Genomic DNA, 26,641 nt, shown 5'->3' with positions numbered 1-26,641 from the left:
AAAATTCTTACTGATTGGTTTTTAATCTGTAGCAATTATTTAATTTTGTTTATTAAATAATAACCATAATGAAAGCTGTAAATTTCCTAATATTGATCATGATAGTAATTTTTATGCTTACTACAAGTATCTTATAACGCCCCTGATAATTTCATTATCAATAGTAATTTATTGTATAGTAAATAATTACATTTTTAACATCTTCAATAACAGATATTTGTATTTTTATGTTTTTGGCCCAACATTTTTACTTCAAGTATTTATTAATTCTTTAGGCTATTTTTTTTATTTCGGTTTTCTATTACTAATTCCAATATGCCAGGGATTATATTTTTTTATTGAATATCAAAAGAGTGTACTAATTTTTGTTGGTAATAGCATTGTTTTTTTACTCATATTTCTTTTTTCATTTTATGTTGATGCTTTTAAGAATTATAACATGCTATTTGCTGCAATAATACTTGCTTATTTGGGTATTTTTCATTCTGTTTATATTGTATTGAATATTAAAGCATTTGTCAAAATTGAACAGAAGAAAACAAGGTAACCAGCCATGCGGATGATATGAGCAAAATAATTGTTTGCTAAATGTTCCATTACTTTTATGTAAACCTGAATAAAAAGGAAGTAGGTAGTGTTTTAAACGCATATAGATTCTAATTACAATAATACAATGACCCTTAAATGTAATGTTTAGAGGGATTTTTATTTGGAAAACAATCTTCTTTTCCTTGGCGATCCTGTATTTTTATTTGACTTTTAATACAATAAATAATAACTCTCTTTCATTGATCCTATATTAGTTTATGCATCTTTTTATATCCTGGAAATTAAAAATGGGAGATGATAATTACCTAGCTATATGGTTATGTACCAAATGATTTTTTCTTAAATATTAAATATCTCTTCTTTAAGTGCTCTTTTAAAATAAAATATTTGGTGACATTTATTTTTTACCATTATTTATTTAAATTTGTAGATAATTAAGCATAAATGAGTTAATGTTTAATTTGTGATGGGTTTATGTCTTATTATTTTAATAATAATTCCTAATATGAGGATATTTGTAGTATTTTTTTTATTTTCAATAATTGGCTCTAATATAATTCTAGCTCAGGATCATAATGTAAATCAAAAGATAGATAGTTTGATTAAAATTGTGAATGTTGTTGATGCATATCAGGATAAAGGAGAAAAAGAAATGTTACTGATATGTACAGAAATTTACTACCAGTCAAAAGAAGCCGGCTATAAGAAAGGTATGTTGAAAGCTTTAGTTTCTTTTGGTCGTATTTATACATTAAATATGCAAAACAATGGCAGCAATTATCAGGAAGGCTTAGACAAAATATCAGAAGGACTTTTATTGGCGGAAGAGCTTGAAGATTATGAAAGCCAGGCGTACCTGTTATATTATAAAAGTTTGAGTTTATCTAATATACAATATAAAGATCAAGCCATAGAGTTATTAGATAAGGCATTGATTCTTAGTGATAAAATTTTAGATAATAATAAGAAATATAAAGTAAGAGCGAGTATTTATAAGGGGTATTTCACCATTTATTTTAGATCCAAATCAAATCAAACTGCTATAAAGTATGCAAAACTAATTCATGATGAAGCTCAAAAAATAAGTGAAAAAGATCCTGAAAAACCAGGTTTTCTTCTTTCAGGTGTTTTGGGATTAGGTAATGTGTATTTGTTAGAAAAAAAATATGATGAAGCAGAGAAGTACTTAAAGAATGCAGAATTTTTACAGATGAAGATGAAAAATCAAAGGTACCTGGTTGTTATCTATATCAACCTGGCCTATATTCGCGAAATGCAAAACAGAAATAAAGAGGCTATCGATTATAATTTAGAAGCTATTTATTTTATAAAAAAATATAATACTCCTTCTTATTTGCCTGCTGTTTACTATAGTCTTGCAGAAGTATATGCTAAAAACCAAGATTATAAAAATGAAGCACTCTATTTGAAGAAAAATAAATCTCTAACAGACAGTTTAAATGCTGCAGAAAAAAAAGCAATTAGAGATACTGCAAAAAGACTGATTAGCGAAAAGAAATCATATTTTCCAGAAATATTGTATTATACTTTATCCGGACTTTTTGTTTTAATTTGTTCTGTTGCTATTGCATTATTCATTCGTAAAAAGAAAATACCTGCTAAAATAAAACAAGAAATAGTATCAGATAATAACAGTAATAAAGCTCCTGAAACTATTACACGAGTTGTAAATCTAAAAGATAACGAGCCCACAGCAAAAGAACTGGAAGAGCTCTATCAGCTTGCCTTTGAAAATAATCTGGCCTTTATACAGAAATTCAGATATCATTTTCCAATATTCTACAAAAATATTACGACGACCTATCCCAATTGGACGAGTAATGAATTAGAAGTATGCTTGCTGTTAAAACTGAATTTTTCAACAAAAGAAATCGCTCAGATCACCAATTCTTCCATACGTTCTATAGAATCAAAAAAATATAGAATCCGAAAAAAAATGGAGATTCCATCACAGCAGGATATAAGCGTTTGGCTGAATAACTCACCTTTTTAGCGAAATTTTCGTCTTTTTTATTCTCAAAGATTGTAATGGTATAGGCATTTGCGTATATCTGCGTATAATATATACGTAAATCAGAGTATTATCTTTAAACTCTATTCTTCATATTTAACCTCTTTAAACGCTTAATTATAATCTGCGATCTTTTCCCAAATCGCAGCTATTTTAATTTTAGTCAATCAAAAGGTAAATAATAAAACAACAAAACGCCAATATACCTGTTGTTTTATATTAATGTATTTAGAAAAACAACAATATGATGATTAGATCGATTATTTTTTTATTAATTATTAATTTTAATGTAATTCATGCTCAAAATAGCTTCTCAATTAAAAAAATAGATAGTCTGATAACTATTCTTAATGATGTTAATGTTTATGAAGATTTAGGAGAGCAGGAAATGTTAAGATTATCTACAGAAGTCTATTACCAATCCAAAGAAATACAATATAAAAAAGGAATGGTAAAATCTTTGGTTTTATTTTCTAATATTTATCTGGAAGACACTCGTGGTAATTATCATGAATGCTTAAATAAAGTAGCAGAAGGACTTCCATTGGCTGAAGAAATTGGAGATTATGAAAGTAGTGCCTACTTATTCTATTATAAAGGGATGGTTTTGTTTCGTTTAGGATATAAAGGGCAAGCTAAATTTTTTTTTGATAAAGCTTTGGAAATTAGCAGCAATATTCCCGATAATGATTTAAAAGGGATGGTAAAATATAATATTTATTATGGTTTTTCCGGCCTTTCACCAAAAGATACTGTTGCAGAATTATATTATGGTAAACTAATGTATAATGAAGCTAAGAAATTAAGCAAAAAAAATATATTCCGGTCTGGTTTTATAGCTGCCGCGAATACATATATTGGTAGTATATATTCTAGAAAAAAAGAATATAATATAGCCGAAACCTATCTAAAAGATGCAGAGATTTTTCAGAAAGAAGTTAGAGATAAAAGAAACTGTGTTTCAATTTATTTGGAAATGGGTATTATCCGGCAAAAACAAGATAGAAATGAGGAAGCCCTTGAATATTTTCTGAAAGCTATTTCTCTAGCCAAAAAATATAATATGCCATACTTTTTACTGAGTATTTATATTCCTACTTCAGATGTTTATGGAAAGCTTAAAGATTATGAGCATGAAGCTTTTTATCTGAAACAATATAGAAACCTATCTGACAGTATAAATATTGAAGAAAAGAAAATGCTTAGAAATAACTTCAAAAAAATCAATAATGAAGAACTTGCAGCTTCATCGGTAGTCTGGTATTATCTTTTAGCCGGATTATTTTTTGTTATTATCCTCTGCATCATCTACATTATATGGGTAGATAAAAAAATGACTACCAAAAAGTATCAGGAGGAACAGACATTATCTTATAATATGGATGGTGAAGAAACCAATAATACAATCCCTATTGTTAATTTAAATAATAAAAGCCTGAAAAGCAGAATTTCAGGTTTATTTAAAAATGGAAATAAAAAGGCTTTACAATTTAAAGATGTTCACACCATTTCTACCGAGAAGAAAATTGATATTGTTACAACAAAAGAACTGGAGGAGCTTTATCAGCTTGCTTATGAAAATAATCTAGCCTTTATGCAAGGATTTAAACAGAAATTCCCCATATTTTCTAAAGGTATTATAACCAATTACCCCAACTGGGTAATCACCGAGTTGGAAGTATGCTTTCTATTAAAACTTAATCTTTCTACCAAAGAAATAGCTCAGATCACCAATTCTTCAATACGATCTATCGAATCTAAAAAATACAGGATTCGCAAAAAAATGAATATTCCATCACAGGAAAATATAAGTATTTGGCTAAATAATTTGACTTTTTAAAAATCATTTACTTTTTATACATTTAAAATTCATAGTATTATAGGCACTTGCGTAGATGTAAGTATCCCTGATAAGTAGATTAGAGTACCTTCTATATTCCCTAATTTCCAAATTTGCTAACATTAAATAGACTATAACTATTTAGTAGCAATTAAAGTGTCAATACTATTTTACAACAAATTATTTCGTACAATCTTTACTGTTTTTTGTCAAACAGTAAGTGTAGGATATAGGAAATTAATTTTCTGTATTGTATTGCTTTTGCCAAAATTTAGTTTCCCGCAGATTTTTATAAAAGGTGATATAAATCTATCTATAGTAGATGGTGTGAAAACTCATAACGTTGATGACCTGAACAATCCAGATATTCAGCCATCTGCAAGCCCTTTTGAAGGTGGTAATGTTTACATTATAGAAGGCACAATCGTTAAAAATGTAGAAAAGATCTTCAGTGATACAACCTTGTATATCAATTATAGCGAAACAAAACCCAAATTAAATTCATTAGCAAACCATACTAATGAAAAGCCGAAGAAAAGTGTTACCCATAAAGGAATTCCGGTTAAAGTAAATAATGATAAGCCAGTATTATCTGTAAATAATTTTTTATCAGTACCCATACAGTCATCTTCTCATATTTACAATTCTACAAGAAATGACAGTGTTTGTATCATCAGTTCCGCATCCACTGTATTTATTAATAATGCGGTTTTATACAATACTTTTTTGTTCAATGATTATTCGGTTTATGGAATCATAAAACACGAATGTATTTATAGAACAATATGTTTTCTTAGTAAGCATACCACACGGCCGCCGCCAACCTCTGTAATGTATCTAAAATCCTTATTAACAATGAATAATGCAAATGTGTAACCATCATGAATTTATATTATACCGTATGAAACACTTTTATTTTCTATGTTTTTTAATATAAAATGAGGGAGGTCAATAGGCAGCAAATCATAAATAAAAACACATTCTTTTTTTATTAAAAACCCTTTTAAAACATACAATGTTATGAAAATTACAAATAAACTTATACTATTTATAACCCTGCTCTTCAACGTTCTCGTATTCGGACAGGTCGGTATCAATACCAGTTCACCTAAAGCTACAATGGATGTCAACGCAAAACGAGCCAACTTAGACGGTACGGGAGCTATAGACAATGCACAGACTTTAGGTTTGCTTGCACCTCGCTTAACGAGAGCAGAACTCACTGGTAATACGGCTACTTACGGTGCTAATCAGGCAGGAGCCCTTATCTATGTTACAGATGTTTCCGGAGGAGACACTTTAGCCACGAGAGCCAATGTGACGGCTATCGGATACTATTACTTTGATTCCGGAGCCAACTTATGGAAGGCTATTGGCAGTGGCGGCGGAGCTTTAACGGCAACTTACGGCCTTACCAATCCTACTCCCACAAGTATTGGTATTGTAGATCCTATCAGGTTTATCTACACACCTAGTATCAGTATCAGCACTACTTTAATACAAAACGGACAGACATTAAATATTTATAATGAATATGTAAAACAGTTTTCCGGAACAGGTAACAGTCCCTTGGTGAAAAATGCAACTACGGAGAACGCAACCATACCCGTGTATGATGCCCGCTATTTTGATTTTTACATTACGGCTTATGATACATCAGTATTTGCAAATGTGAGTATTACGGATAATGGCCTGCTGACTTACGATGTTACAGGTACAGCATCTGCGTGTTCTTTTATGAATATTGTAATGGTACTTAGAAAGTTACCTAGACCATAATAACCATAAAAAAACATAAGATGCGATATAGATTTAAATATATACACTTATTACTGCCGTTATTTTTGCTTTCGGGGGTAATAAAAACGCAGGCCCAATATCCCGGTGGTGTTTCTACAGGAAGCACCAGGGGATACAAAGCAGATTATTACAATGGCACATTTAGTGATCAGACAGGCTTTGGTGCAGGCACATCTAATGCCACACCAGGTAATACCGGCTACAGCAACAAGATTACCGGTACGGAGTTCAATAATATAGATGCCGATTATTACGGTATGGAATATACCGGGACTCTTGAGATTACCACTGCAGGAAACTATACGTTTAGCGTGGCAGCTGATGATAGGATATGGCTATACATAGATAATAATCTGGTAGTTTCAGCTCAGACTAGTACTGTTACCACTACAGTAAACCTTACTACAGGTGATCACACAATCAAGGTAAAATATTATGAACTGGGAGGTGATAATTCTGCCTCTTTGAAGTTCACTGCTGTGCCGGCAGGTGCAACAGGCTTTACATTGCCGACAGATGTTGACGGCCGTTTTGTACGGACAGACAACAGTAAACTAACAGCTTGGTATAAAGCATCTGATCTTGCTGTTACCGCTAACTATGGTGGAGCTGGAGTGGATAAGATAAATGCCTGGCTTAATAAAGCACCTGATTATGCAGGCAATGGTGATATGACTTACATTTCGAGCAGCAATGGTAGCTCAAGTACGTCAGTGAATACCCAAATTAACTTTAACCCCGGTGTGCCTTTTGATGGCGATGATTTTTTTGGTGTTGGTGCCAATCAAAAAGGTTTAAGTTACAGGGGGGCTACAAAAAGTATATTTACCGTAGCCAATTATACATCTGGGACAGGACAGACTGCCTGGTTATTTTTGCATACAAATACCACTACCACCGGACAAACCCCTATTGCTAATAGTTATTTTGGAACTTATAAGACTTCTAATGGTACACAGACAGCTATTCAAGGGTCTGGTGCAGCAGCAACAAGTGCATGGACCGCTTATGAACCTAAATTATTGACAGGTTCATTGGGACAGGTTTTGGGTGCTGCGGCACCAAGCAATACCAACCCATTATTTGCAAGTGCCAACGGTATGAACGGTACCTCTGTGAACGCACTTTCAAACGTAGTTTCCAATGCTAGCTACAACCTAAGATTTGGAACAACGACTGATCCTGGTGCCGGTGCCATAAATACTGCAAGAATTCCGGAAGCAATCTATTATCCGTTCAAGCTTTCTACAACACAAGAGCAACAGGTTAATAGCTATTTAGCCATTAAATATGGGATAACCCTGGCACACGACTATTTAAATACTTTGGGTACGCCTATATATAACGTTACTACAACTACACCCAGCAATAATGGGTTATATATAAACCGTGTATTTGGGATCGGTAGAGAACTGGTAGCAGAAGGTCTGAACCAAAAACAAAGCCAGAGCCAGATGACCTCTACAACAGGCTATGATTTTTTAGTGGTATCAAAAGATACAAGTATTACCACCACCAATGCGCTGAACAATGGCGTACTTGCAGACGGTAATTATTTGTTGATGGGTGATAATAATGGTGCCTTAACTGTCAACGCTGCACCTGCAACAACGCCTACAGCTTTGGCAAGCTCTTGTGTAGTGAATACGCTTAACCGGATGTGGAAAGTACAGAACACTGGAGCCGTTACTAATGTTACGCTCCAGGCAGGCAGTGCAACTTCGGGTTCTTTCTTGTTTCCTGCCAGTGCCGCCAATGTATCGATATGGATAGATGCCACCGGTACGGGCAACTTTACCAACGCAACTGTGGTGTCTGCATCATCGGTTACGGCAGCAGGAGTAGCTACTTTCAAAGGTGTGAATCTTCCCAATGGCAGTGTATTTACTTTCGGATGGAGCCTGACAAGCCCCGGTGGTGTAAGCACAGGATTAACATTGTGGACCAAAGCGGATGATCCTAATCTGGCATTGGGTAATGTGGGCGTCTGGGCGGATTTTAGTCCAAACAAGAACAATCTGTCTCGTGGCGCAGGCGGTGGGATGACCAAGGTAGATAATAAGTTCAATTATAACCCTTCCGTTTATTTTGGTGGTGGCGATAATTACTATACCAGTTCCATCAACCCACTTGGCATGAATGGCATAAACAAATATGCCGAGTTCTATGTATTGACCGGAAAAGGCGGATTTACTTCAGGAGAGCAGTGGGATGAGATCATTACTTTAGGAGGTGATAATCACCGTTGGGAAAATAGTGTTGTAGGTTTATCCGGTGGTTCTTATGGTGTTTACGGTAATGGTACAGCCAATGGCGCTACCGGTAGTTCTGTTTTCCCTACAATGGCTAATTTGGGTCTGTATAGTAATACTGCCGATGGCACGAATGCTATTTTGAGAACAAATGGTGTAATAAGAACTACTAATCCTACTTCAGCCAATCTCTCCTTATCGGGTAATTTCAGAATTGGAACCGATGTGGTTGATGCCGGTGGCTCCAACTGGAACAACTTTTACGTCCCGGAACTGATCGTTTACAATACAAACTTATCGGCAACGCAAATTACACAGATCAATTCATATTTGGGAATCAAATACAGCATTCCGTTAGCAGATGGTACATCAACAGACTATCTCGCCAGCGATGGGATCACAAAACCATGGATAGCCGATGCGAACTATAAATATGGAGTATTCGGTATTGGCAGGGATGACTGCTCCGGTTTGAACCAGCGTCAATCCAAAGCGTATGTGGATGGTACGGATAATGTGGCTTTTGGCCTTACAACCCTTGCCACGACCAATGCTGCCAACACGGGTAGCTTTGCAGCCAATAAGCAATTTATTATGATTGCCAATGACAATGGGGTGTTCTCAGCTACAACAGCAAATGTTCCACCCACTTACGCAAGCTGTAATGCAGCACGATATGTCCGCAGCTGGAAGGTAAAGAATACAGGGGCGGTAACCAATATGTTGCAAGTAACTGTTGGTGATACGACCAATAAGATCCCGGCCAACTGGAACAAAGTAGCCCTGGCTGTTGATACAGATGGTGACGGCAATTTTGCCACTGGTACCACTGCATTTTTCTATGCAACCAATATCTTGGGTGGTGTTGCCACGTTTGACAATGTGGTTCTTAATGATGGAGTGGTGTTCACAGTAGTATCTACCATAGGATATCCTGGTGGAGTGAGCAAGCCTACCGGAACCAGCATAGCTGCTACCATAGCAGGTGTAGATTACATGAACGGACTGGCTTACAAAATGTACAGAACCAATGGTACAAGCAACAGAAACCTCGGTACAATCCCATTTACCGACGGAGCCAACGGAGATATTTTAAGCAGTACGGGGTATCTTAATAACACAGCAAGCTTTAGTGCTTTTGCCGCTGCCAAGGGAGGAGCTAGTGATTTAACTAATTTTGGAGTTGAGCTTACCGGTAAGTTAAATATAACAAATACACTAAGCACTTATCGTTTCCAATTGACAGGGGATGACCAGGCTTATTTTGAAATAAAAAATAGTAGCGGGACGCTTATGTCTGTTCCTTTGACTATTACTGCAAATGCAACGACTGCAAGTGCTACTGATATTTCATTACCTGCAGGCTTGTACGATATCATTGTAAGAGGAGCTAATAATGGCGGTGCTGCCAACTTTGACCTGAAATGGAGTACCAACTCAGGCGGGGCATATACTGCGATTCCGGATAATATGTTTTTAATCCCGGCTGCTGCGGTAGGGCTTTCTGCCTGGTACCAATCAGATGACAATGCACTTGCTGTGAATGCAGATGGTGCTAATCTGAATACTCTTGCCTGGAACGATCTCAGCGGAAACGGAAATACAGTAATCGGAAATGGAGATCCTACTTATTATTATACAACCTCTAACAATACCGGTATAGGGGGTATCCGAAACTACAACCCGTCTATCTATTTTACAAAAGACTGGTTTTATCGCAGCGGTTATCTGAATGGATTTGCTTATGGCAGAACGGCGAAATCCATATTTGCAACAGGATCCAATAACAACAATACCACTAATGGAGAAACGATGTATTCAGCCTTTGGGCGGGATAACGGGACTGGTACGAATTTCGGAATAACAAGATTGAGTGGAGGTACTTTGCAGTTGTTTACAGCCAGTAATAACCTGAATGAGGGTACGGCTTTTTATAATTCGGCTAATTATACCACCGATATTATTTCGGGCCAGCTGAGCAGTGCAGGTCTAGGTAAAATTTATGCCAATGGAGCAAGCAGGCTCTCAGCTACACTGCCAACACCGGCATTTAACACGCAATTTAATGATAATGACCAACTGCAGGTAGGTAGCGGGCCGGACTATAGTGGTCGCAATTATGCAGGCAATCTTAATGAGATTGTGTATTATCCTTGGGAACTATCGGCCCTGGAGCGTCAAAAAGTCAACAGCTACCTGGCTATCAAATGGGGGATTACTTTAGATCAAACCACGCCAACCAATTATATCGCTAGTGACGGAAGCACCGTTTGGAATGCTTCACTAAACGCAGATTTCAATCTGGATATCACAGGTATCGGCAGAGATGATTGTGGTAATTTGAACCAAAAGCAAAGCACCAGTACAGATGGTGGAGATATTATTTCCATAGGAAGAGGGTCAATTGCTGCCAACAACCTGGTCAATACCAATACGTTTACCAACAATTTGAACTTTATGATGTTTGGTCATAATGCCAATGTTTTTACTACTAACACGAATACAATGCCTGCAACCCTTGCCGGATGTTATGTGAAAGTGGACAGAGAATGGCTGGTGCAAAGCACAGGTACACCGGGCTCAGTAAACGTAGAAGTAGGGAAGAACGGATTACTTAGTATCAATGCTGCCAATTATAAGCCGGTGTTACTGATTACTGATATTCAGGGGAACTATACCAATGCTGCAATAGTAAATGTAACCCGTGTATACCAAGGTAAAGCCTATTTCGACAATGTTACACAGCTGACCAATGGTAAATATTTTACTCTGGCTTACATCAATGCAGCGCCGGGAGGTGTTACGACCAATATGACAACTTGGTTTAATGTGGATTATGACTTATTCACAGATGCAGCACAAACACAATATGTGGCTGCTGACGGAGACCCTGTAGCAAGTATCAACAATATGAAGTTTGGGGCTACATTCAGTTCCGTAAACCAGGTCAATGCAAGCTACAACCCATTATACAAGCCGGGTACATTTAATTACAATACAGGCGTATTGTTTGATGGGGTTAATGACGTGCTGGCTTCTACTTCCAACATCAATAGTTCGGATTACCGTTCTACTACTGCAATGACTAGTGTGTTCAGCGGAAAGGTGGCATCATCTACCGGACAGGTATTCTGGTTCCACGATAATAATGGGGCCGGGACGGTTAAAACTTCTCTGGAACGTACCAAAGCTTACTGGTCTAACAGTACTGCGAATATACTTGCAAGAAATCCGGCACTGACGGTACCGGAGATCTATAGCTTCGCGAATTCTACATCCGGGTCGTGGAGATTGTACAGCAACTTAAATACAGTGGGTACCGGTACTACGAATAATACAGATGTTCAGAATGTAAGTGGTCGTTTCAGAATAGGAAATGATAATTTAAGCGGAGCTGGAAGTCCGGCTAATTTCTACCTTGGAGAATTCGTGATCTACAGTGATGACAAAGGCGCAGCTACCAGCCTGGATATGCGCAAGATCCATTCTTATATGGCCACCAAATATGGTTTTACATTAGATAAAACAGCAATGGGTACTCAGTATATTGCCAGCAATGGTACGCCAACTTACACGGATGGAAATTACTGGAACCGCATTACTGGTATCGGCCGGGATGATTGTAGTGCGCTGGAGCAAAAGCAATCCTTCAGCCAGGAAGCTGTAGGGGCAATGGTGAAGATCTCCAATGATGCGGTGAATGGTATGGCGGCAACCAATGCTACCAATACGGCTTCTTTTACAGCAGACAAAAGCTTCCTTCTGTTTGGTGATAATAACAAATCCCTTACCTGGAATGGGGTGAACAGTATCGTATACTCCGGCACCAGCCTGATGAGGCTGAACAGGGTATGGCGCGTAAAAGAGACAGGTACGATAAGTACGGTTTATCTGCAGGTACCTGGAAACACCAGTACGGCAGCAGTTACGGATAAACTTCCTGTACCTAAGAACTCAGCGACTGATCCTATCTATCTGATCGTAGCTAATTCGGCATCCGGAGGATCTTTCAACAATCCTGTGGTTGTGCCTATGATCCCTAACGGTACGGACTGGACGGTGACCTATGATTTCACAGATGGTGATTATTACACATTTGCCACAGTGGCAACGTGTCTGGCACCCGGAGGTAATTCAGATGGATTAACCTCTTGGTACCGTGCAGATAATAAAAGCAATGGCACCATAGCTGTAACCAACGGTACCATGGTAGATGAAACGGGCAATTACCTGCTAACCCGTAATGGTACAGGTACAGCAACCGTGAATGCCGGTACACCTGCAAGCAACTATAATAAAACACTTGCATTGGCTTCAGGAGCTTTCCTGCAAACAGGCAGCACTTTAAGTGAAACAGCTATAACAGCCAACAATGCAGGTACGCTTTATGGAGTGGCATTGGGTATCAATAGTACCGGGTTATTCGGGCTTTCCCGCTCAAACTATGACCTGGCAGGTGTTTTTGGTGTTGCAAGCTTTGGTAACTTAGGCGTTCCAAATACCGGAACCCCAGTTGCGAACGCTCCAAACTTCTGGAGCACTGTTCAGAACAACGGCGTAACCTATGGAAGCGTTAATGGTACAACAGCTACCGGTACTGCCAATAATGTAACACTATTAGCTAATAGTACGAACAGTCTGCGTGTAGGCGCCTATTATGCCACCACGACACTGACACCGGGTAACAATACCTTCATGGAAGCATTCAGTTATAACCGTGCGTTATCAACTGCCGAGCAGCAGGTATTGAATAGCTATCTGGCAATTAAAAACGGCCAGACACTGCCACACAACTATTACAGTCCTGCTTACGATGGTACTAATGCATTAGCTACAACCATTTATGATATTACCGCACCTTACAGTAACAGGATATTCGGTGTAGGGAATGATATATCGGGCTGTCTTGCTCAGAATCAGTCTACTTCCGCTCTAACAGGCAGTATGCTGAAAATAAGCATAGAAGGGGCTATCATGGCAGAGAACAGCGGTATCCAATCCAAATGGTTGCAGGACAGAAGCTATATTGTAATGGGTGACGACAACGGACTATTGACCTGGTCAACAGCCAACAAGCCAAAAACCTTAGCAGGTAATACGTGCGTGAACAGGATAGCCAGACAGTGGAAGGTAACGACTACCAACACGGTTCCTGCACTGTGGGTAACGATCCCGGATAGCACAAACACTTTATCTGCGACTAAGCTGAATACAGTGCCGGCTAATAATGATGTATATGTGGTGGTGAGCGACCAGGCAGATTTTACCTCTGCAATGGCAACCCAGCAGGTGGTGAAAATGACGCTGAACCCTACTTCCAAAGAGTGGGAGGCAAGTATTGACCTGGATGCTAATCTCACCAGATATATTACATTCATCTATCAGCCTCCTGTATGCGGACTGCCTTGTGTACCGGTAAATCCGGCAACAAGCAGAGTGAGACTGAAATGATAAAGAAGAATCAGTGTGTTTTTATGGGTTCTTATTTCAAATGAGAACCGGAGTATTATTTTACAGGGCAGATTGCCCTGTAAATAATGCTTTAAAAGAAATCAATAATAACTTAACACAAATCAAATCTCTACATCTATTTCTATAATAATATGGTTAGCCATAGGGAGATCGGGCGCTGATATCCTGATGATCAAGAACAAGAAATATCGTATCGGGAAGGCTATGGATTATCAACTTTAATATATTCTCTCAAATTATAAAATATCTCACTTATATCAATGTATAAGTGAAATATTAAAAAAAGAACCACAAATGAAAAAAAAATTTTATGCTGCTACTTTCTTAGTAGCCGGGGCCACAATGGCCTATTCACAGGTCGGGATTAATAACATATCCCCTAAATCGACGTTGGATATCACCGCCAAAACAACAGATGGAAGTTCACCGGAAGGGATTATTGCCCCCAGACTTACCGGAGACCAGATCAAAGCTGGAGATACCAAATATACTACAGCACAGATAGGTGCTATTGTCTATGCTACTTCTGCTGTAGGGGCTTCAACACCCAAAACCATTAATATTACTGCTGCAGGATATTACTACTTTGATGGTCTTGTATGGCAAAAGATCTCTACAGGTTATATCACCGTTGCGAAAAATGTAACCACAGAACAGACAGGTAGTTATACGGCCTTATCAACAGACGATATTATTTTATTAGCTCCCAGTGCTAATGGTTTTACTCTAACGCTACCTACCACAGGGATTCCTATTGGGAAAACCTATTATATCAATAATAAAACGTCCTTTGGTGTAACACTTTCACCTCTGCCAACCCGAGATATAGCCTATTCACAGACTATAGATCCACAGGGATCTAAAGTTCTTATGTATATAGGAGGTACGGGTGATGGATCTTATATCAACCTGACGGAATTTTAAAATAATAAACACAACGAATATGAATATAGAAAAATTAGTCACTGCCATACTACTGGTAATGGCAGGCGTTTTTAATGCCAAAGCACAAGTAAGATTCCCGGATCTTACGTTAAATACTTCATCATCAGCAACAAGTTCTGCTTTTTTAGATGCCTCCTCAAATGCAGCAAATAATAATACAACTAATGTCGCTAAGGGAATGATTTACCCAAGGGTAGATCTGAGTACATTTACTGCTTTTGGTGGAACTCCCATTGGAGCTCCCACTTCTTATCCTACCCGATATGACGGTTTTGTAGTGTATAATACCAAAGAAGGTGGTACGGCAGGAGTTGGTAAAACGCAAGGCACCTTAAGCGGGGGGTATTGGTATTATGACAATAAATCTACCAGTACAAACGGAGGAACCTGGAAACCTATGGGGTTCGATAATCCGTGGAAAAAGACGGATGGCAGCATTGCTACGGCAGCCAGTGATTCTATTGTTTTCAAAGGAAGCAATGTTGGAATTGGTGTAGATAAGCCGGCTGCTGTTTTAGATGTAAGCGGAAGTGTTCGGTTTGGCAACTTATCAAGCTCAAACACGGGCGCCAATCTTTTAATTGAGGATGGTACCGGAAATATTCAGAAGATTTCACTGAATGATTTGAAGGCACTTATCGGAAAATCCACAATACCGGGAACTGATCTTGAAGCTTCAAGTCTTCAGCCAATTGCCTCGGGGCTTATTCATATTGATGATGTAAGAGGTAGCAATACCCAGTGGCGTCATGATTTTGGATCTTCCCTGATTAATACCAATACTACTGTAACGCTGCCTGTTAATATCATAAGCTCAGCAAATCTGAAGATAGATTTTAAAGTGCCATTGGCAACGGAAGATTATATTGTTCTTGCTACGGTAAAAACAACAAGCCTGAATCTGAGTAATGCTAATGAGTATCATCTCAATGTACTGGTTGCCGATAAAACGAAGAATGGTTTTACGCTGAATGTACTGGAAAGGGTTGAAGGCGGAAGGGAGAACTACATTGAATATGTAGTATTGTACGACAAATCAAGAACTATTGCAACCGTAACAGGTCCAAATACCTCTACTGACAATCAGTGGCATACTGCACTTCTGTCTGATAAAGGAGCCTATGCGGCAACATCGCTGTCAATTTATGCCACCAAAAGACTGGATGGTAATATTACTCTGAATGGCGATTTAAGATCTGATGAACTGAACACCAACGATGTTAATTATTACGGAGAATTTGGACTGTCAGCATTAAATAGCCAGACCAATACCAGAAGCATAAGTTCTGATGGGGTATTCCATCTGGCAGTATGTCCGGACAATCGTATTATGACAGGTCTACAAATATATGCAGCCACTTACCTGGATGGATATATGAAAGTACAGTGTACGAAATTAAATACAGGTTATATTACGGAACCTAGCCCTGGTGCTGTTGATGCCCAAGGACCTGGTATCAGAGAAGACAACAAAGTGCATTTTGCAAAATGTCCTGTGGGGCAATATCTGCAAGGGGTAAGAATTTATGCTAATTCTTATTCTCAAGGGGCAGATTTTCAAGCTTTGGATGGTGATATGGGACTTTATTGCACACCAATTATCAAGCAATAATCAAAAATCGTTTAACATAATTTAATTTGAGAGAATATTTAATCTTTTGCAAGGCAGTTTCTGCCTTGTGAAAGATTTAAAAAAATAAAAAATGATAGAAATGAGGCTAGTTAGCTCCTATAAAAAAAGAAGGTGATTGATTTGAAGAATATCAATATAGGATCTCTGCTACGACTATTTTTTTTAGCAATTAAAAATACATGACACCTATGAAAACTTTTTCTGTTCTGATAGCCCATTATAATAACGGGAAATATTTTAAAGATTGCTATGCTTCTTTGATCAGTCAGACATCTGGAGATTGGGAAGCTATTATTGTGGATGATGCCTCTACGGATGATTCTGTGGAGATTATCAAAAAGCTTATAGATGGTGATGACAGATTCCGGTTGTATCAAAACCCGGAGAACAAAGGTTGCGGCTTTACAAAAAGAAAATGTGTGGACTATGCAACGACAGATTTTTGTGCTTTTTTGGATCCGGACGATGCACTTTTCCCAGATGCTATAGCGTGCTCCCTTAAAAAAATGAATTCGGACGAAGGTATTGTTGCTACCTATTCTCAAGTATTATTTTGTGATAGAGATCTAAATCCTTTGAATGTTTTCAAAAAAATCAAGCAAATTAATAATAATCGGTTATTCTTTAATTGTCCTATCCAGATGTTTCATTTTTTTGTTTTCAGAAGGAGGATATATTTAAAAACTTCCGGTATAAATCCTGAACTAAAAGCAGCTGTAGATCAGGATCTATATCTCAAAATTTTAGAATATGGAGATACTGAACTCATTAAAAAAGTACTATATAAATACAGACTCCATTCGGGTGGCATTTCTCAGAATGATAAAAAGGAATATGCAAAAAGCGAATTTGCAAAGGTAATTCTGGAAACTATCCACAGAAGAGGAATTAAACAAATAAATCAGCAAAATATACCAACCAGCTATAATAATTCCGAAGAAATATTTCAATTGATTGATTATCAGAATTATCCTGTGGTCAGATTAAAAACAAAAATAATTCTTGTTTTAAAAAGAATGATACAAACCCTTGAAAAGACTTAACCCTTTGATATGGGTTGGAACTTAATTTAGCTATAAATGTATTTCTGTTATAAAAAAGGTTTTAGCACAAATATAACTAAAGCTCTACATGTACTACATCAAGATATTATAAACTATTAAAACAATTTTAATTATGAATGAAATAAAAATGGAAGAAAATGTCATGGGCAAAACTAAACCCGAAATAGAGGTTTTTTGCGGAAAGATGTCTGAACAAAAATATACCAGTGACGTTTGGCAATATGTATTGAAAAGATATTGTTTTGGATTAATATCTGTAAAAATCCATTTATACTTTGATAAAAAAGAAAGAGTAAGAGACTTTTATATTGGCTATTAATGAAATTATATTAGAAAACATGAACACTCAAAATAAAATTAATTTAAGAACTGTTGATATCGGCTCATTAATAAAGGATCGTGTGGATGAATTAGGAGTTGAGGTACCCCGCATTTGTAATTTTTTGAAATGCACAGAGAATGAGGTAAAGCAAATGTATCAATGTAAAAGTATAGATTCGGAAGTTTTACTGCGTTGGAGTAAATTATTAGACTATGATTTTTTTAGAATTTATAGCCAACATCTCATTCTTTATTCACCCCCGGCAAGTAACAATTACAACAATACCACTAATGGCACATCAAAGCTTCCACAATTTAGAAAAAATATTTATACAAAAGAGGTTATCGATTTTGTTTTAGAGCTTGCTAGCTCCGGTGAGAAAACAAAACAACAGATCGTAGATGAATATAAAATACCTAAAACCACCCTATACAAATGGATAGACAAATACAAAAAATAAATTTACAACCTGATTACGTAAAAATATATAAAGATATAGTCACAAGAAAATATCCGGAAAAATTGGAGGTATGTGATTTCTTTTTTAAAAAAAATCAACTTTCTGTTTTGGATGTTATCAGGCTTAATAACCTCATTTTCGGAGTCGGGAACAAGGAAAAACTTCAGTTTGATCAGAAACACAAATCTTACGATAAGGCTGCAGTTATCAATATTCTGAATTATCAAAAGAAGAATAATCTTAATAATACTGAGTTGTCAATTCATTTTAAGCTAAGTAGAAATACGATTGCAAAATGGAAGAAAACATTCGTTCTAAAATGAAATCTCTTCTTAGTACAATAAAAAGACAAAATCCCGTTAAATCATATTTAACGGGATTTTAAAAGATTAAACTGATGCTGGGAACTTCATTTAATAATGATGACATATATTACTGTATATCTTTATATTTTGTAAATTATTGATATTCAGTTTGTATTTAGGTTGTGTTACAAAAGTAGACATGCGTGTATCGCAATTTATGACGGATTATTAGTAGTAATAACAAACATAATTAAAGGCTCATCTCCTGTATTCTCAATAGAATGATAACCTATAGAACTTATGGCTGTAATATCTCCCTTTTGAAGTATTTTTTTTCGTTCCGGCCCATAGGTTCCGGTTCTTTCACGATATTCGCCGGTTCCATGAATAACGACATATAATTCTTCTTCATTTTTTTCATTGTGAGTATGGAACCCCGATTCATCGCCTCTATTCAATAAAACCATATAGGCACCCAGACGATTATTGGTCAGTTCATTTTGGTCGAACATTTGAATCATGTATACAGTTCCGTTTCCTCCGTACATATTTTCACGCTTATCGATGCGTGTAATGGTTCGTTCTTCCTTTTCAAAGGCCATTACATACAGGTGAATGTATTTTGAAACCTCCTTTATAACGTGATCGAATTCTGTTCCTTCAGATAATATAACGGTATCAGCCATGTAGGTTAAGTATTAATTTATAATGTATATCAATTGATCAAAATTATATAAAAGTGCAGGCAAAATAGCATTCATAGAAGAATCCATATTTAACAAATCAACAATAGTCTATATTCACCATCATTTTCAACAGGAGCCCTATGAACACAAGGTAAAGCCTGTTGAGCCGGGTGATCAACTGCCAGGCGCCAAAGGTGTCCTGATCCTAAATTTACAGGTTTTGCACCGTGTTTCGGCTGATAATGCAGGTCGAAAAAACAGTCTTTCAGGAAATCTTCAAATTCTGCTTCAGGACCGCCATGTAATTCTTTCAGTTTTTCACGGATTTCCGGGATCAGAACTTTTTGTTCAGCCTGGCTGTTAGGCAGGATATCGCTTGCAGTCCCATGATAGGTACATAAAAAAGTGTCGGTTCCAATGGGCGATCGATCCACATGATACGAATATACATCGGTGGAAATGAAATCAAACTCCTCATCCCGCTCGTAATTTTTAAGTAAATTGAGCGAAGGCGATGCTCCGAAATCAGTTAATAACTTTAAATCATTTAAAATAATTTCCCTTGCCTTATTCCCTTCCTGGGATAACTGCAACGCTGAAAGATCATCAGTCGAAACTTCTGTAATATTCTCTTTCAACTGAAGCTTAGAAACAATTTCTTTAAAGTCTCCGGTTAAATTTCTGTGCCAGCAAATCGCATTCATCGTACCCTGGAAATCGGTATTAACCAGTTCGCTAAAAGTAGGGACTCTAAAGATTTGATTGCTGTCGGGAAATTTATCATTCATAATTTAGAAGGAGAAATAGGATTGCTCTGCAAAAATAAGGATTACATCAGAAAATCAATCAGAATTAAGTTTGTTTTTAGATGTTACAATTAATACCGATTAATCTACTTTTTTTAACGGGTAATATTCAGGGAGTACTGGATTTTATGCCGGAAATTAACTTTCATATCAGTTTCCGGCGGATGCGGCTCAGGCTTTCAGGTTTCATTCCGAGGAAGGAAGCAATATAAGCAATAGGAACATTGTGTAAGATTCCCGGATAATTTTCAATGAGTTTCCTATAGCGTTTTTCTCCGGAAAGAGTAGCGAGCTCAGTCGATCGGGTTTCATTATAAACAATCGATTTTTGAAAAATTTCTATGCTGAAATTTTTCATGGCCTCACTTTTTGAAGTTAAGGAGTCGAGATCTGTTTTTGTAATCCGTAGTAGCTCACATTCGGTAATGCATTCAACATTTTCATTAGATTTTGCAGTATTTATGAAATTAAAATAAGAAGTAAAAAATCCCGGCGGACAATTGATATGGGTTGTCACCTCATCTCCATTTTCATTATAATGGAACAGGCGCAAATAACCTGATACAATATAATAAAGGTATTCCGGTACTTTTCCCTCTTCCTCAATTATGCGGTTTTTAGGAAAAAGTACCGGTTCAAAATATTGAAAAATCAAATCCTTATCCATTTGGGAAAGAGGATGCCCGGATTGGATAAAATCAATTAATTTCTGCTGCATCATACCTTACAGGGATTATATTCAAATTTACAATAACTATTTCAATAGCTCTTTATGTTCCATTAAATAACGGAATGCTTCTTTTACTGCCTGCTCAGGGCTTTTAGGGCTGAATCCTAATTCCTTTCTTGATTTTGTAATGTCAAAATTTTGCTGTAAGCCCGAGAACATAGCAATATCTTTACGGGTTAAAACAGGTGGCTTTTTCTTTATTTTAGCAGAAAGCTCCATGATCCCCGCAATAATAAATAAAACAGATTTAGGTACCGAACCGGGTATTCTGATCTTTAGCTCAGGGTATAGCTGATTGGCTAAGATAGTAGTGTCTGTAATCGTCATACATTTTTCATTGGCAAGAATATATCGCTCTCCGGAGCGGCCGTTTTGTGCTGCCAGATAGCAGCCTTCCGCTACATCCTTTACATCTATCCAGTTGAGAGTGATTTTAGTGTCCACCGGAATTCCTTTGTTGAGAATAAGCTTTAAAACTCCGTAAGAAACATTCAGTGGCAGAAAAGCTTCACTTCCGATCATTGCTGATGGCATGACGGATACTATTTCTATTCCCAGTTTCCCGGCCAGTTCAAAAGCTAGTTTTTCACCGTCGTTTTTAGAATTGTAATACATATCCCTGCGGTCAGGATTGTAGCCGTAGCTTTCTTTGGTAGGGAGTTTTGTATAATCTAATGCCGCTATAGAGCTTACATAAACAATGCGTTTCACCCCAGCTTCTGCAGCCGCTTCAATAGTGTTTCTTGTTCCCTGCATATTCACATCATAAATTTCTGTTTCAGGATCCTGTGCCCAGAGCTTGAAGGATGCTCCCACTGCATAAAAGGTTTCCACTCCCTGTAAAGCTTTTATAAAAGATGATTTATCGGTGATATCTGCCTGTACCACCTCACAATCCAGACCTGTAAATGGAGCTTTATTATTAATATTCCGTACGCTTGCTCTTACAGGGATTCCTTTTTTGATCAGGAATCTCACCAGATTATTTCCTAAATGTCCGTTGGCCCCGGAAACTAAAGCCAGATTTTTCTGTGTCATAATTGCTTATTTTAATAACACAAAGTTCCTGCAACCGTTTGCCAATGCACTTGACTTTTGTTAGATAATGTTCAGATGATTTCAGGAAATAAAAAATGAAGCTGCCTCAGCAATGAGAGAGCTTCATCCTTTTTCTATATTATATTCTTTAATTGAATAATTGATAGCTTAGTGTGTTTATCCTGCTTTGCACATAGCATCCCAGGTAGTCCAGAAATGAGCATTAATAGCTCCTGGAGCAGGGTTGGTGCTGTCCGTAACAATCCCTACCATAGAGGCACAGTTGGAATTGCAGCCTATTTCGTTGTAGCTTCCGGCCTGCGGAGGAATTTGTCTCCATGTACCGGTAGAGCCGCTTAATAATTCTACCTTAATCTCAAAAATTCCTGAAAGATTAGGAGTCTGAATTTGTTTGGTCGGATTGTCGCTTGAAATTGAATCGCTCCAATTGCCTTGCGAGAACGTAACACGCCATGTAGATATCATTTTGGCAGTATTGTTCTGAGGTGAAAGGTAAACCCAGAACTGAGCACCTCCGCCCAATTGAAGTTGGCCGGATGAATTTGCGGTTCCGCTTACATTTGTTGTTTCCATGTTGAATGTATTTGGTTGGTTAGTTTTTGTTGATGATTTATATCTCAAAGTAACAAAGAAGATGGTATTTGTTTTAGAGTACAAATAACCAATTATTGGGTTGAGTAGAAATACCTAATTGTATTAAGCTTGTTTTAAACCCCATATTTTTGTGGCTAAAATTAATTCAAGCAATAGTCATGGAAGCTTTAAAGAGCTGATTTTTGAGTGAATTCAAAGTATTAAGCTGACGAAGTAATGGTGGAGCCGTACTAAAGCTAAGAAGTAGTATGGCGAACAGAGAGAATCAATTATAAAAATAGCTTTCTGATTAGAAAGCTATAAGTAAGTTGTTATTTATTATGTCCTGGTGCGTAGTTTTTTGCTGATTTTGCACCTGTTACTTTTTTTACCTGTCCTGGCGGAAGGCCATGATTGCCGTTAGACTTTAATCTGGGAGCGCAGGAAGCTACAAATAGTCCCATAAGAAAAGTTACTCCAATAATTTTTAACATATTCATTGTATTTTTTAAGTGTGTTAAAGGAAGAATCGTGCCAACTGAATGTAGACCAAAAAATGATAAAATATTCTAGGTGTTATTTTTAACAGAATTGGTGTCAGAAGATGAAATACTTTATCTTTGTTTTCCGGGGTTGATGATAAAATACTAGCCGGAAATGCCTTTATGAATAACAATAGTTTCTTACTTTCTGCAAAAGGAATCTTTATAGCAGCCTTTCTTTCCTTTAATACTGTGATGTATGCTCAGAAAACAGCAGATATATCAACCATTTCAGAGAAAACCTTAAGCAGTATTCTGGAAAAAAACAGAACCTATTACGCACAGGGCAAGGTAGCCGATTATATTCCTGAATTGGGGAAAATGGATGCTAGGGCCATTGCTTTTTCAGTGGTAGAGAAAAATGGGAAAGTGCTTAACGTAGGGGATGTTCACAAAAAATTTACCATGCAGAGTATCTCCAAGATCATTGCATTAATGATTGCTGTCACAGAGAAAGGGGAGGCCAATGTTTTTGATAAAATGGGCTATTTCGGAACCGAGCAGCCTTTCAATCATTTTTCCAACCTTGAAACGACAGGCAAACCATTGAATCCTATGATGAATGCCGGGGCCATTCTTACCACCTCATTAATTTCCGGAGACGGGGAAAAGCCATTCCTCAAAATCCTGGATATGGTTCGGTATATTACCAAAAATCAGACAATTGACTATAATACATCCGTTTATCAATCTGAAAAATCTACCGGGCACCGTAATCGTGGAATGTTCTACCTCATGAAAAACAACGGATTGATCTCAGGAAATGAAGATCAGCTGGACAATTATTTCAAACAGTGCTCCATTGAACTGACTGCCGAAGATTTAGCTAAAATCGGCTATTTCTTTGCCAATCAATGTGTGCGGTTCGATGGAGATTCTGCCTATAAAAATGAAGATCTTGCCAGATTGATCCAGTCCCAAATGCTCATTGCCGGGATGTACGAATTCAGCGGAGAATATGCAAGAACCGTAGGTCTTCCCAGCAAATCAGGCGTTGGAGGCGGAATTACCGTGAGTGTTCCTGGAAAAATGGGAATTGGTGTTTTCAGCCCGGCCCTGGATCAGCATGGGAATTCTGCAGCCGGTTATCATATGATTCTGGACCTGGCAAAGCAGTATGATCTGAGCCTGTTTTAAGGATAAGTTTTTACATATCAAACCAGACCTCACACCATTTTATTCTTCAGATCTTTATACTTCGAACGTCCTACAGGCAATATTTCACCTGTTTTAAGCAATGCTCCATACCGTGTGCCGGGATTGATAATGATTTTTTCGATCTGCTGAAAATTGACAAGATAGGACTTGTGAATACGTTCAAACCTCTCAGGAAGAAGCTGCTGCAGATATTCAAGGGATTTATCGTGGAGCTCATTCTGCCCGTTATTGAGATGGAGCTCCGTATAAATGCCCGCTCCTTTAATGTAAATGACCTCGGAAATATTGACCAGTCGAACCTGTCCGGCCCTTTTTACAGCTAGGTATTTAATGCCTTCCTGTGGTTTTAAGACGGGGCTGATGAATCTTGTCAAAGCCTTAAAAAGCCTCTCCTGATCAAAGGGTTTGGGAACAAAATCAAGAACACCATACGCAAAAGCGGTAATTGCTTTATCAGTATTAGCAGAAACAATGATCGTATGAAAAGAAGCAGCTACCATCTGCTCCAGCAGCTCAAAACCATTATCTCCATTCAGGTTAAGATCCAGAAGCACAAGGTCAGGAATCCGGCCCGAAACCTGTTCAAGCCCCTTTTGTAGGGAATCACAGATGATAATTTCATTAGGCTTACCAGCAAAAAACTCCGAGGTCATACGCTGCAAACGGCGGGCAATTCTGGCCTCATCCTCTATAATTACTATATTCATGACTTTAAAATTTGAATGGTAGATATCCAGCCGTTTTCTGTAGGGTCCGATACAAGTTTCCAGTTTTGACCATAACTTTCAGTCAGCCTAGCTTTGATATATTTAAAGCCGTTTCCGCCTGCACGGTCAGTCATCACCGGCCGGTTCTTCGCAATAGTTTCAAAAGTATACTGATGAGCATCTTTTATTAAAGAATAATGGAGTACAAATTGAATTGTATTTCCAGACGTTGGCTCACTGTGTGTAATGCCATTCTCCAGCAAAGTATGAATAACCGCTGGCGGTATCAGCTGTGTTTCATCGATTCCTTTTTGTTCCCAGATATAATTTATTTCTTTCCGAAAACCCATGACTGACAGGTGTTGACGGCATAGCTCCAGTTCTTTGGTTATAGGGATCAGGGTCTGTTCAGAGATCTCGTTCATAATATCAAATTCTGTAGCCAGTGCCTGTATAAAACGGGCTCCATCCTTGGGGGATTCTTCTACCCAATCCATCATCGAAGTCAGCGTATTCCTTAAAAAATGAGGCTGAATATTCTTTTTAAGCAATTGCAATTGCAGCCTTGACGAAAGTAATACCGCATTTTGATGCTCCGCCTCAATGACACTGGTACGGATAGAATGCAGATAAAGCATGGAGAGTACAATAATGGTAAAACTGATAAACAAACCATAATCATAAACCACAAGCCTGTTGACCAGTGCACTCGCCAAAAGAGCGGTCAGAGCAATAAAACCGCCTTTTTCCTTTTGAAGAATACCATTCAGAACCACAATGAAGGCAGTGATCAGCATGGCCAGGCTGTAGAGCCGGGCAGTCAGGTCATAGTGTCCGTAATTAAACCAATAGAGCCCAAGCAGTGTCAACAACAGGGCGGCCATCAGCCATTTCCCATATCTGAAGTTAAACTGAATCATAAAATACCACGGAACCAGCAGCGCATTGGCAAACGTCAGCCATCCGATGATTTCGAGGCGTACGAAGAACTCAGAATAGGGGAGCATCACATGGAATTTCAGATATTCCATGATCAGTAAGGCAAAAAAAAGCAGGCATATGGTCGCAAATATAAGGATGTCTTTCTGTCTTCTTTTGCTGTTCAGATAGAGGAAAAAATAATAAACGGCCGCGATCAGAAAAGCTCCGGCCATCAGATTCATATAGGCCATTGTGATCAGCGGGTTGGTCAGTAATGTTTCGTAATTATTGATTGTGAATCCAATACTACGCTGTACATCCGGATAAAGGGATTGTGAGCTGCGCATGGCAATCGTATGAAGACCAGGAGAGATCAGATGATTCGGAATTCTGTAATAACTGCATTCAGTTCCCGGTATTTCCGGATTTCCATTTTTCGGAAGCTGTCCGTTTTTGCCGATCAGTACCCCATCCCAGTACACTTCAAAAGCTCCGAAAGAATTGATCTGAAGGCCGAGAGGGAGCAGTTTGTTTTCCACCGGGCGCAGATCAACATGGGTACGCGACCAGAATATTTTATCCGCAGTGTTGCCCCTGGTTTCAGACCAGTCTTTATCATTGTAATTTTTACTGATCCAGGCCATATTGTCCCCGGTTTTATAAACCGGTACCGGATCTTCATTGCGGATAACGGGTATGGCCAGCAGGTCAAGCAGCGTTAATAAAAATATTAAATAATACATAATGTAAATATACAAGCTAATTTGAAAAACCGGATGTCATTG

At 37.7% G+C, this 26,641-nt stretch carries 19 protein-coding genes; 11 read left to right on the top strand and 8 right to left on the bottom strand.

Annotated elements, in window-relative coordinates:
* Positions 1 to 1,054: 1,054 nt before the first annotated feature.
* From ACM40_RS06800 to ACM40_RS06755, 10 genes are all read left to right on the top strand, one after another.
* The gene (locus tag ACM40_RS06800) at positions 1,055 to 2,563 is read left to right on the top strand and encodes a tetratricopeptide repeat protein (RefSeq protein WP_048502079.1); all 1,509 of its coding nucleotides are present in this window, start codon (positions 1,055 to 1,057) and stop codon (positions 2,561 to 2,563) included.
* 262 nt (positions 2,564 to 2,825) lie between these two features.
* Positions 2,826 to 4,421, top strand: a complete 1,596-nt coding sequence (locus ACM40_RS06795; RefSeq protein WP_048502078.1) for a tetratricopeptide repeat protein — start codon at positions 2,826 to 2,828, stop codon at positions 4,419 to 4,421.
* 327 nt (positions 4,422 to 4,748) lie between these two features.
* Positions 4,749 to 5,297 carry a hypothetical protein gene (locus ACM40_RS06790; protein ID WP_131705342.1) on the top strand — a complete coding sequence of 183 codons (549 nt, stop codon included), beginning with the start codon at positions 4,749 to 4,751 and terminating at the stop codon, positions 5,295 to 5,297.
* Between the two features lie 144 nt (positions 5,298 to 5,441).
* Positions 5,442 to 6,200 (top strand): hypothetical protein, encoded by a 759-nt coding sequence (locus tag ACM40_RS06785; RefSeq protein WP_048502076.1) that lies wholly within the window; start codon positions 5,442 to 5,444, stop codon positions 6,198 to 6,200.
* Positions 6,201 to 6,220: 20 nt separating this feature from the next.
* Positions 6,221 to 13,924 carry a PA14 domain-containing protein gene (locus ACM40_RS06780; protein WP_083996807.1) on the top strand — a complete coding sequence of 2,568 codons (7,704 nt, stop codon included), beginning with the start codon at positions 6,221 to 6,223 and terminating at the stop codon, positions 13,922 to 13,924.
* Between the two features lie 315 nt (positions 13,925 to 14,239).
* Positions 14,240 to 14,869, top strand: coding sequence for a hypothetical protein (locus tag ACM40_RS06775; RefSeq protein WP_048502074.1), 630 nt, complete (start codon positions 14,240 to 14,242; stop codon positions 14,867 to 14,869).
* A 19-nt stretch (positions 14,870 to 14,888) separates the two neighbouring features.
* Positions 14,889 to 16,502: a hypothetical protein gene (locus tag ACM40_RS06770; protein ID WP_048502073.1), complete on the top strand. Its 1,614-nt coding sequence runs from the start codon at positions 14,889 to 14,891 to the stop codon at positions 16,500 to 16,502.
* 209 nt (positions 16,503 to 16,711) lie between these two features.
* Positions 16,712 to 17,566: a glycosyltransferase family 2 protein gene (locus ACM40_RS06765; protein WP_048502853.1), complete on the top strand. Its 855-nt coding sequence runs from the start codon at positions 16,712 to 16,714 to the stop codon at positions 17,564 to 17,566.
* A 133-nt stretch (positions 17,567 to 17,699) separates the two neighbouring features.
* Positions 17,700 to 17,906: a hypothetical protein gene (locus tag ACM40_RS06760; RefSeq protein ID WP_048502072.1), complete on the top strand. Its 207-nt coding sequence runs from the start codon at positions 17,700 to 17,702 to the stop codon at positions 17,904 to 17,906.
* Positions 17,907 to 17,925: 19 nt separating this feature from the next.
* Positions 17,926 to 18,369 carry a helix-turn-helix domain-containing protein gene (locus ACM40_RS06755; RefSeq protein WP_228376153.1) on the top strand — a complete coding sequence of 148 codons (444 nt, stop codon included), beginning with the start codon at positions 17,926 to 17,928 and terminating at the stop codon, positions 18,367 to 18,369.
* Positions 18,370 to 18,889: 520 nt separating this feature from the next.
* Here ACM40_RS06755 and ACM40_RS06745 read toward each other — a convergent pair.
* The 6 genes from ACM40_RS06745 to ACM40_RS20810 all read right to left on the bottom strand — a co-directional run bounded on the left by ACM40_RS06745 (position 18,890) and on the right by ACM40_RS20810 (position 22,992).
* Positions 18,890 to 19,360 carry a cupin domain-containing protein gene (locus ACM40_RS06745; RefSeq protein ID WP_048502070.1) on the bottom strand — a complete coding sequence of 157 codons (471 nt, stop codon included), beginning with the start codon at positions 19,358 to 19,360 and terminating at the stop codon, positions 18,890 to 18,892.
* An 89-nt stretch (positions 19,361 to 19,449) separates the two neighbouring features.
* Positions 19,450 to 20,148, bottom strand: coding sequence for a hypothetical protein (locus ACM40_RS06740; RefSeq protein WP_048502069.1), 699 nt, complete (start codon positions 20,146 to 20,148; stop codon positions 19,450 to 19,452).
* 163 nt (positions 20,149 to 20,311) lie between these two features.
* Positions 20,312 to 20,887, bottom strand: a complete 576-nt coding sequence (locus tag ACM40_RS06735) for a Crp/Fnr family transcriptional regulator (RefSeq protein WP_316932869.1) — start codon at positions 20,885 to 20,887, stop codon at positions 20,312 to 20,314.
* A 33-nt stretch (positions 20,888 to 20,920) separates the two neighbouring features.
* The gene (locus tag ACM40_RS06730) at positions 20,921 to 21,934 is read right to left on the bottom strand and encodes an NAD-dependent epimerase/dehydratase family protein (RefSeq protein WP_048502067.1); all 1,014 of its coding nucleotides are present in this window, start codon (positions 21,932 to 21,934) and stop codon (positions 20,921 to 20,923) included.
* Positions 21,935 to 22,111: 177 nt separating this feature from the next.
* On the bottom strand, positions 22,112 to 22,528 hold the full coding sequence (locus tag ACM40_RS06725) for a hypothetical protein (protein WP_048502066.1): 417 nt from the start codon (positions 22,526 to 22,528) through the stop codon (positions 22,112 to 22,114).
* 332 nt (positions 22,529 to 22,860) lie between these two features.
* Positions 22,861 to 22,992: a hypothetical protein gene (locus tag ACM40_RS20810; protein WP_262483710.1), complete on the bottom strand. Its 132-nt coding sequence runs from the start codon at positions 22,990 to 22,992 to the stop codon at positions 22,861 to 22,863.
* Positions 22,993 to 23,193: 201 nt separating this feature from the next.
* Here ACM40_RS20810 and glsA point away from each other — a divergent pair, with 201 nt between their 5' ends.
* Positions 23,194 to 24,207 carry a glutaminase A gene (glsA, locus tag ACM40_RS06720; RefSeq protein WP_048502851.1) on the top strand — a complete coding sequence of 338 codons (1,014 nt, stop codon included), beginning with the start codon at positions 23,194 to 23,196 and terminating at the stop codon, positions 24,205 to 24,207.
* Positions 24,208 to 24,236: 29 nt separating this feature from the next.
* Here the strand turns inward: glsA and ACM40_RS06715 are convergent, their stop codons facing one another.
* Positions 24,237 to 24,935, bottom strand: coding sequence for a LytR/AlgR family response regulator transcription factor (locus tag ACM40_RS06715; RefSeq protein WP_048502065.1), 699 nt, complete (start codon positions 24,933 to 24,935; stop codon positions 24,237 to 24,239).
* The gene (locus ACM40_RS06710) at positions 24,932 to 26,599 is read right to left on the bottom strand and encodes a histidine kinase (RefSeq protein ID WP_048502064.1); all 1,668 of its coding nucleotides are present in this window, start codon (positions 26,597 to 26,599) and stop codon (positions 24,932 to 24,934) included. Before ACM40_RS06710 ends, ACM40_RS06715 begins: the two co-directional genes overlap by 4 nt.
* Positions 26,600 to 26,641: the final 42 nt, after the last annotated feature.

Source organism: Chryseobacterium sp. BLS98, from assembly GCF_001045445.1.
In the GTDB taxonomy this organism is placed as follows: domain Bacteria; phylum Bacteroidota; class Bacteroidia; order Flavobacteriales; family Weeksellaceae; genus Chryseobacterium.
This window is presented reverse-complemented; position numbering and strand designations above follow the sequence as displayed.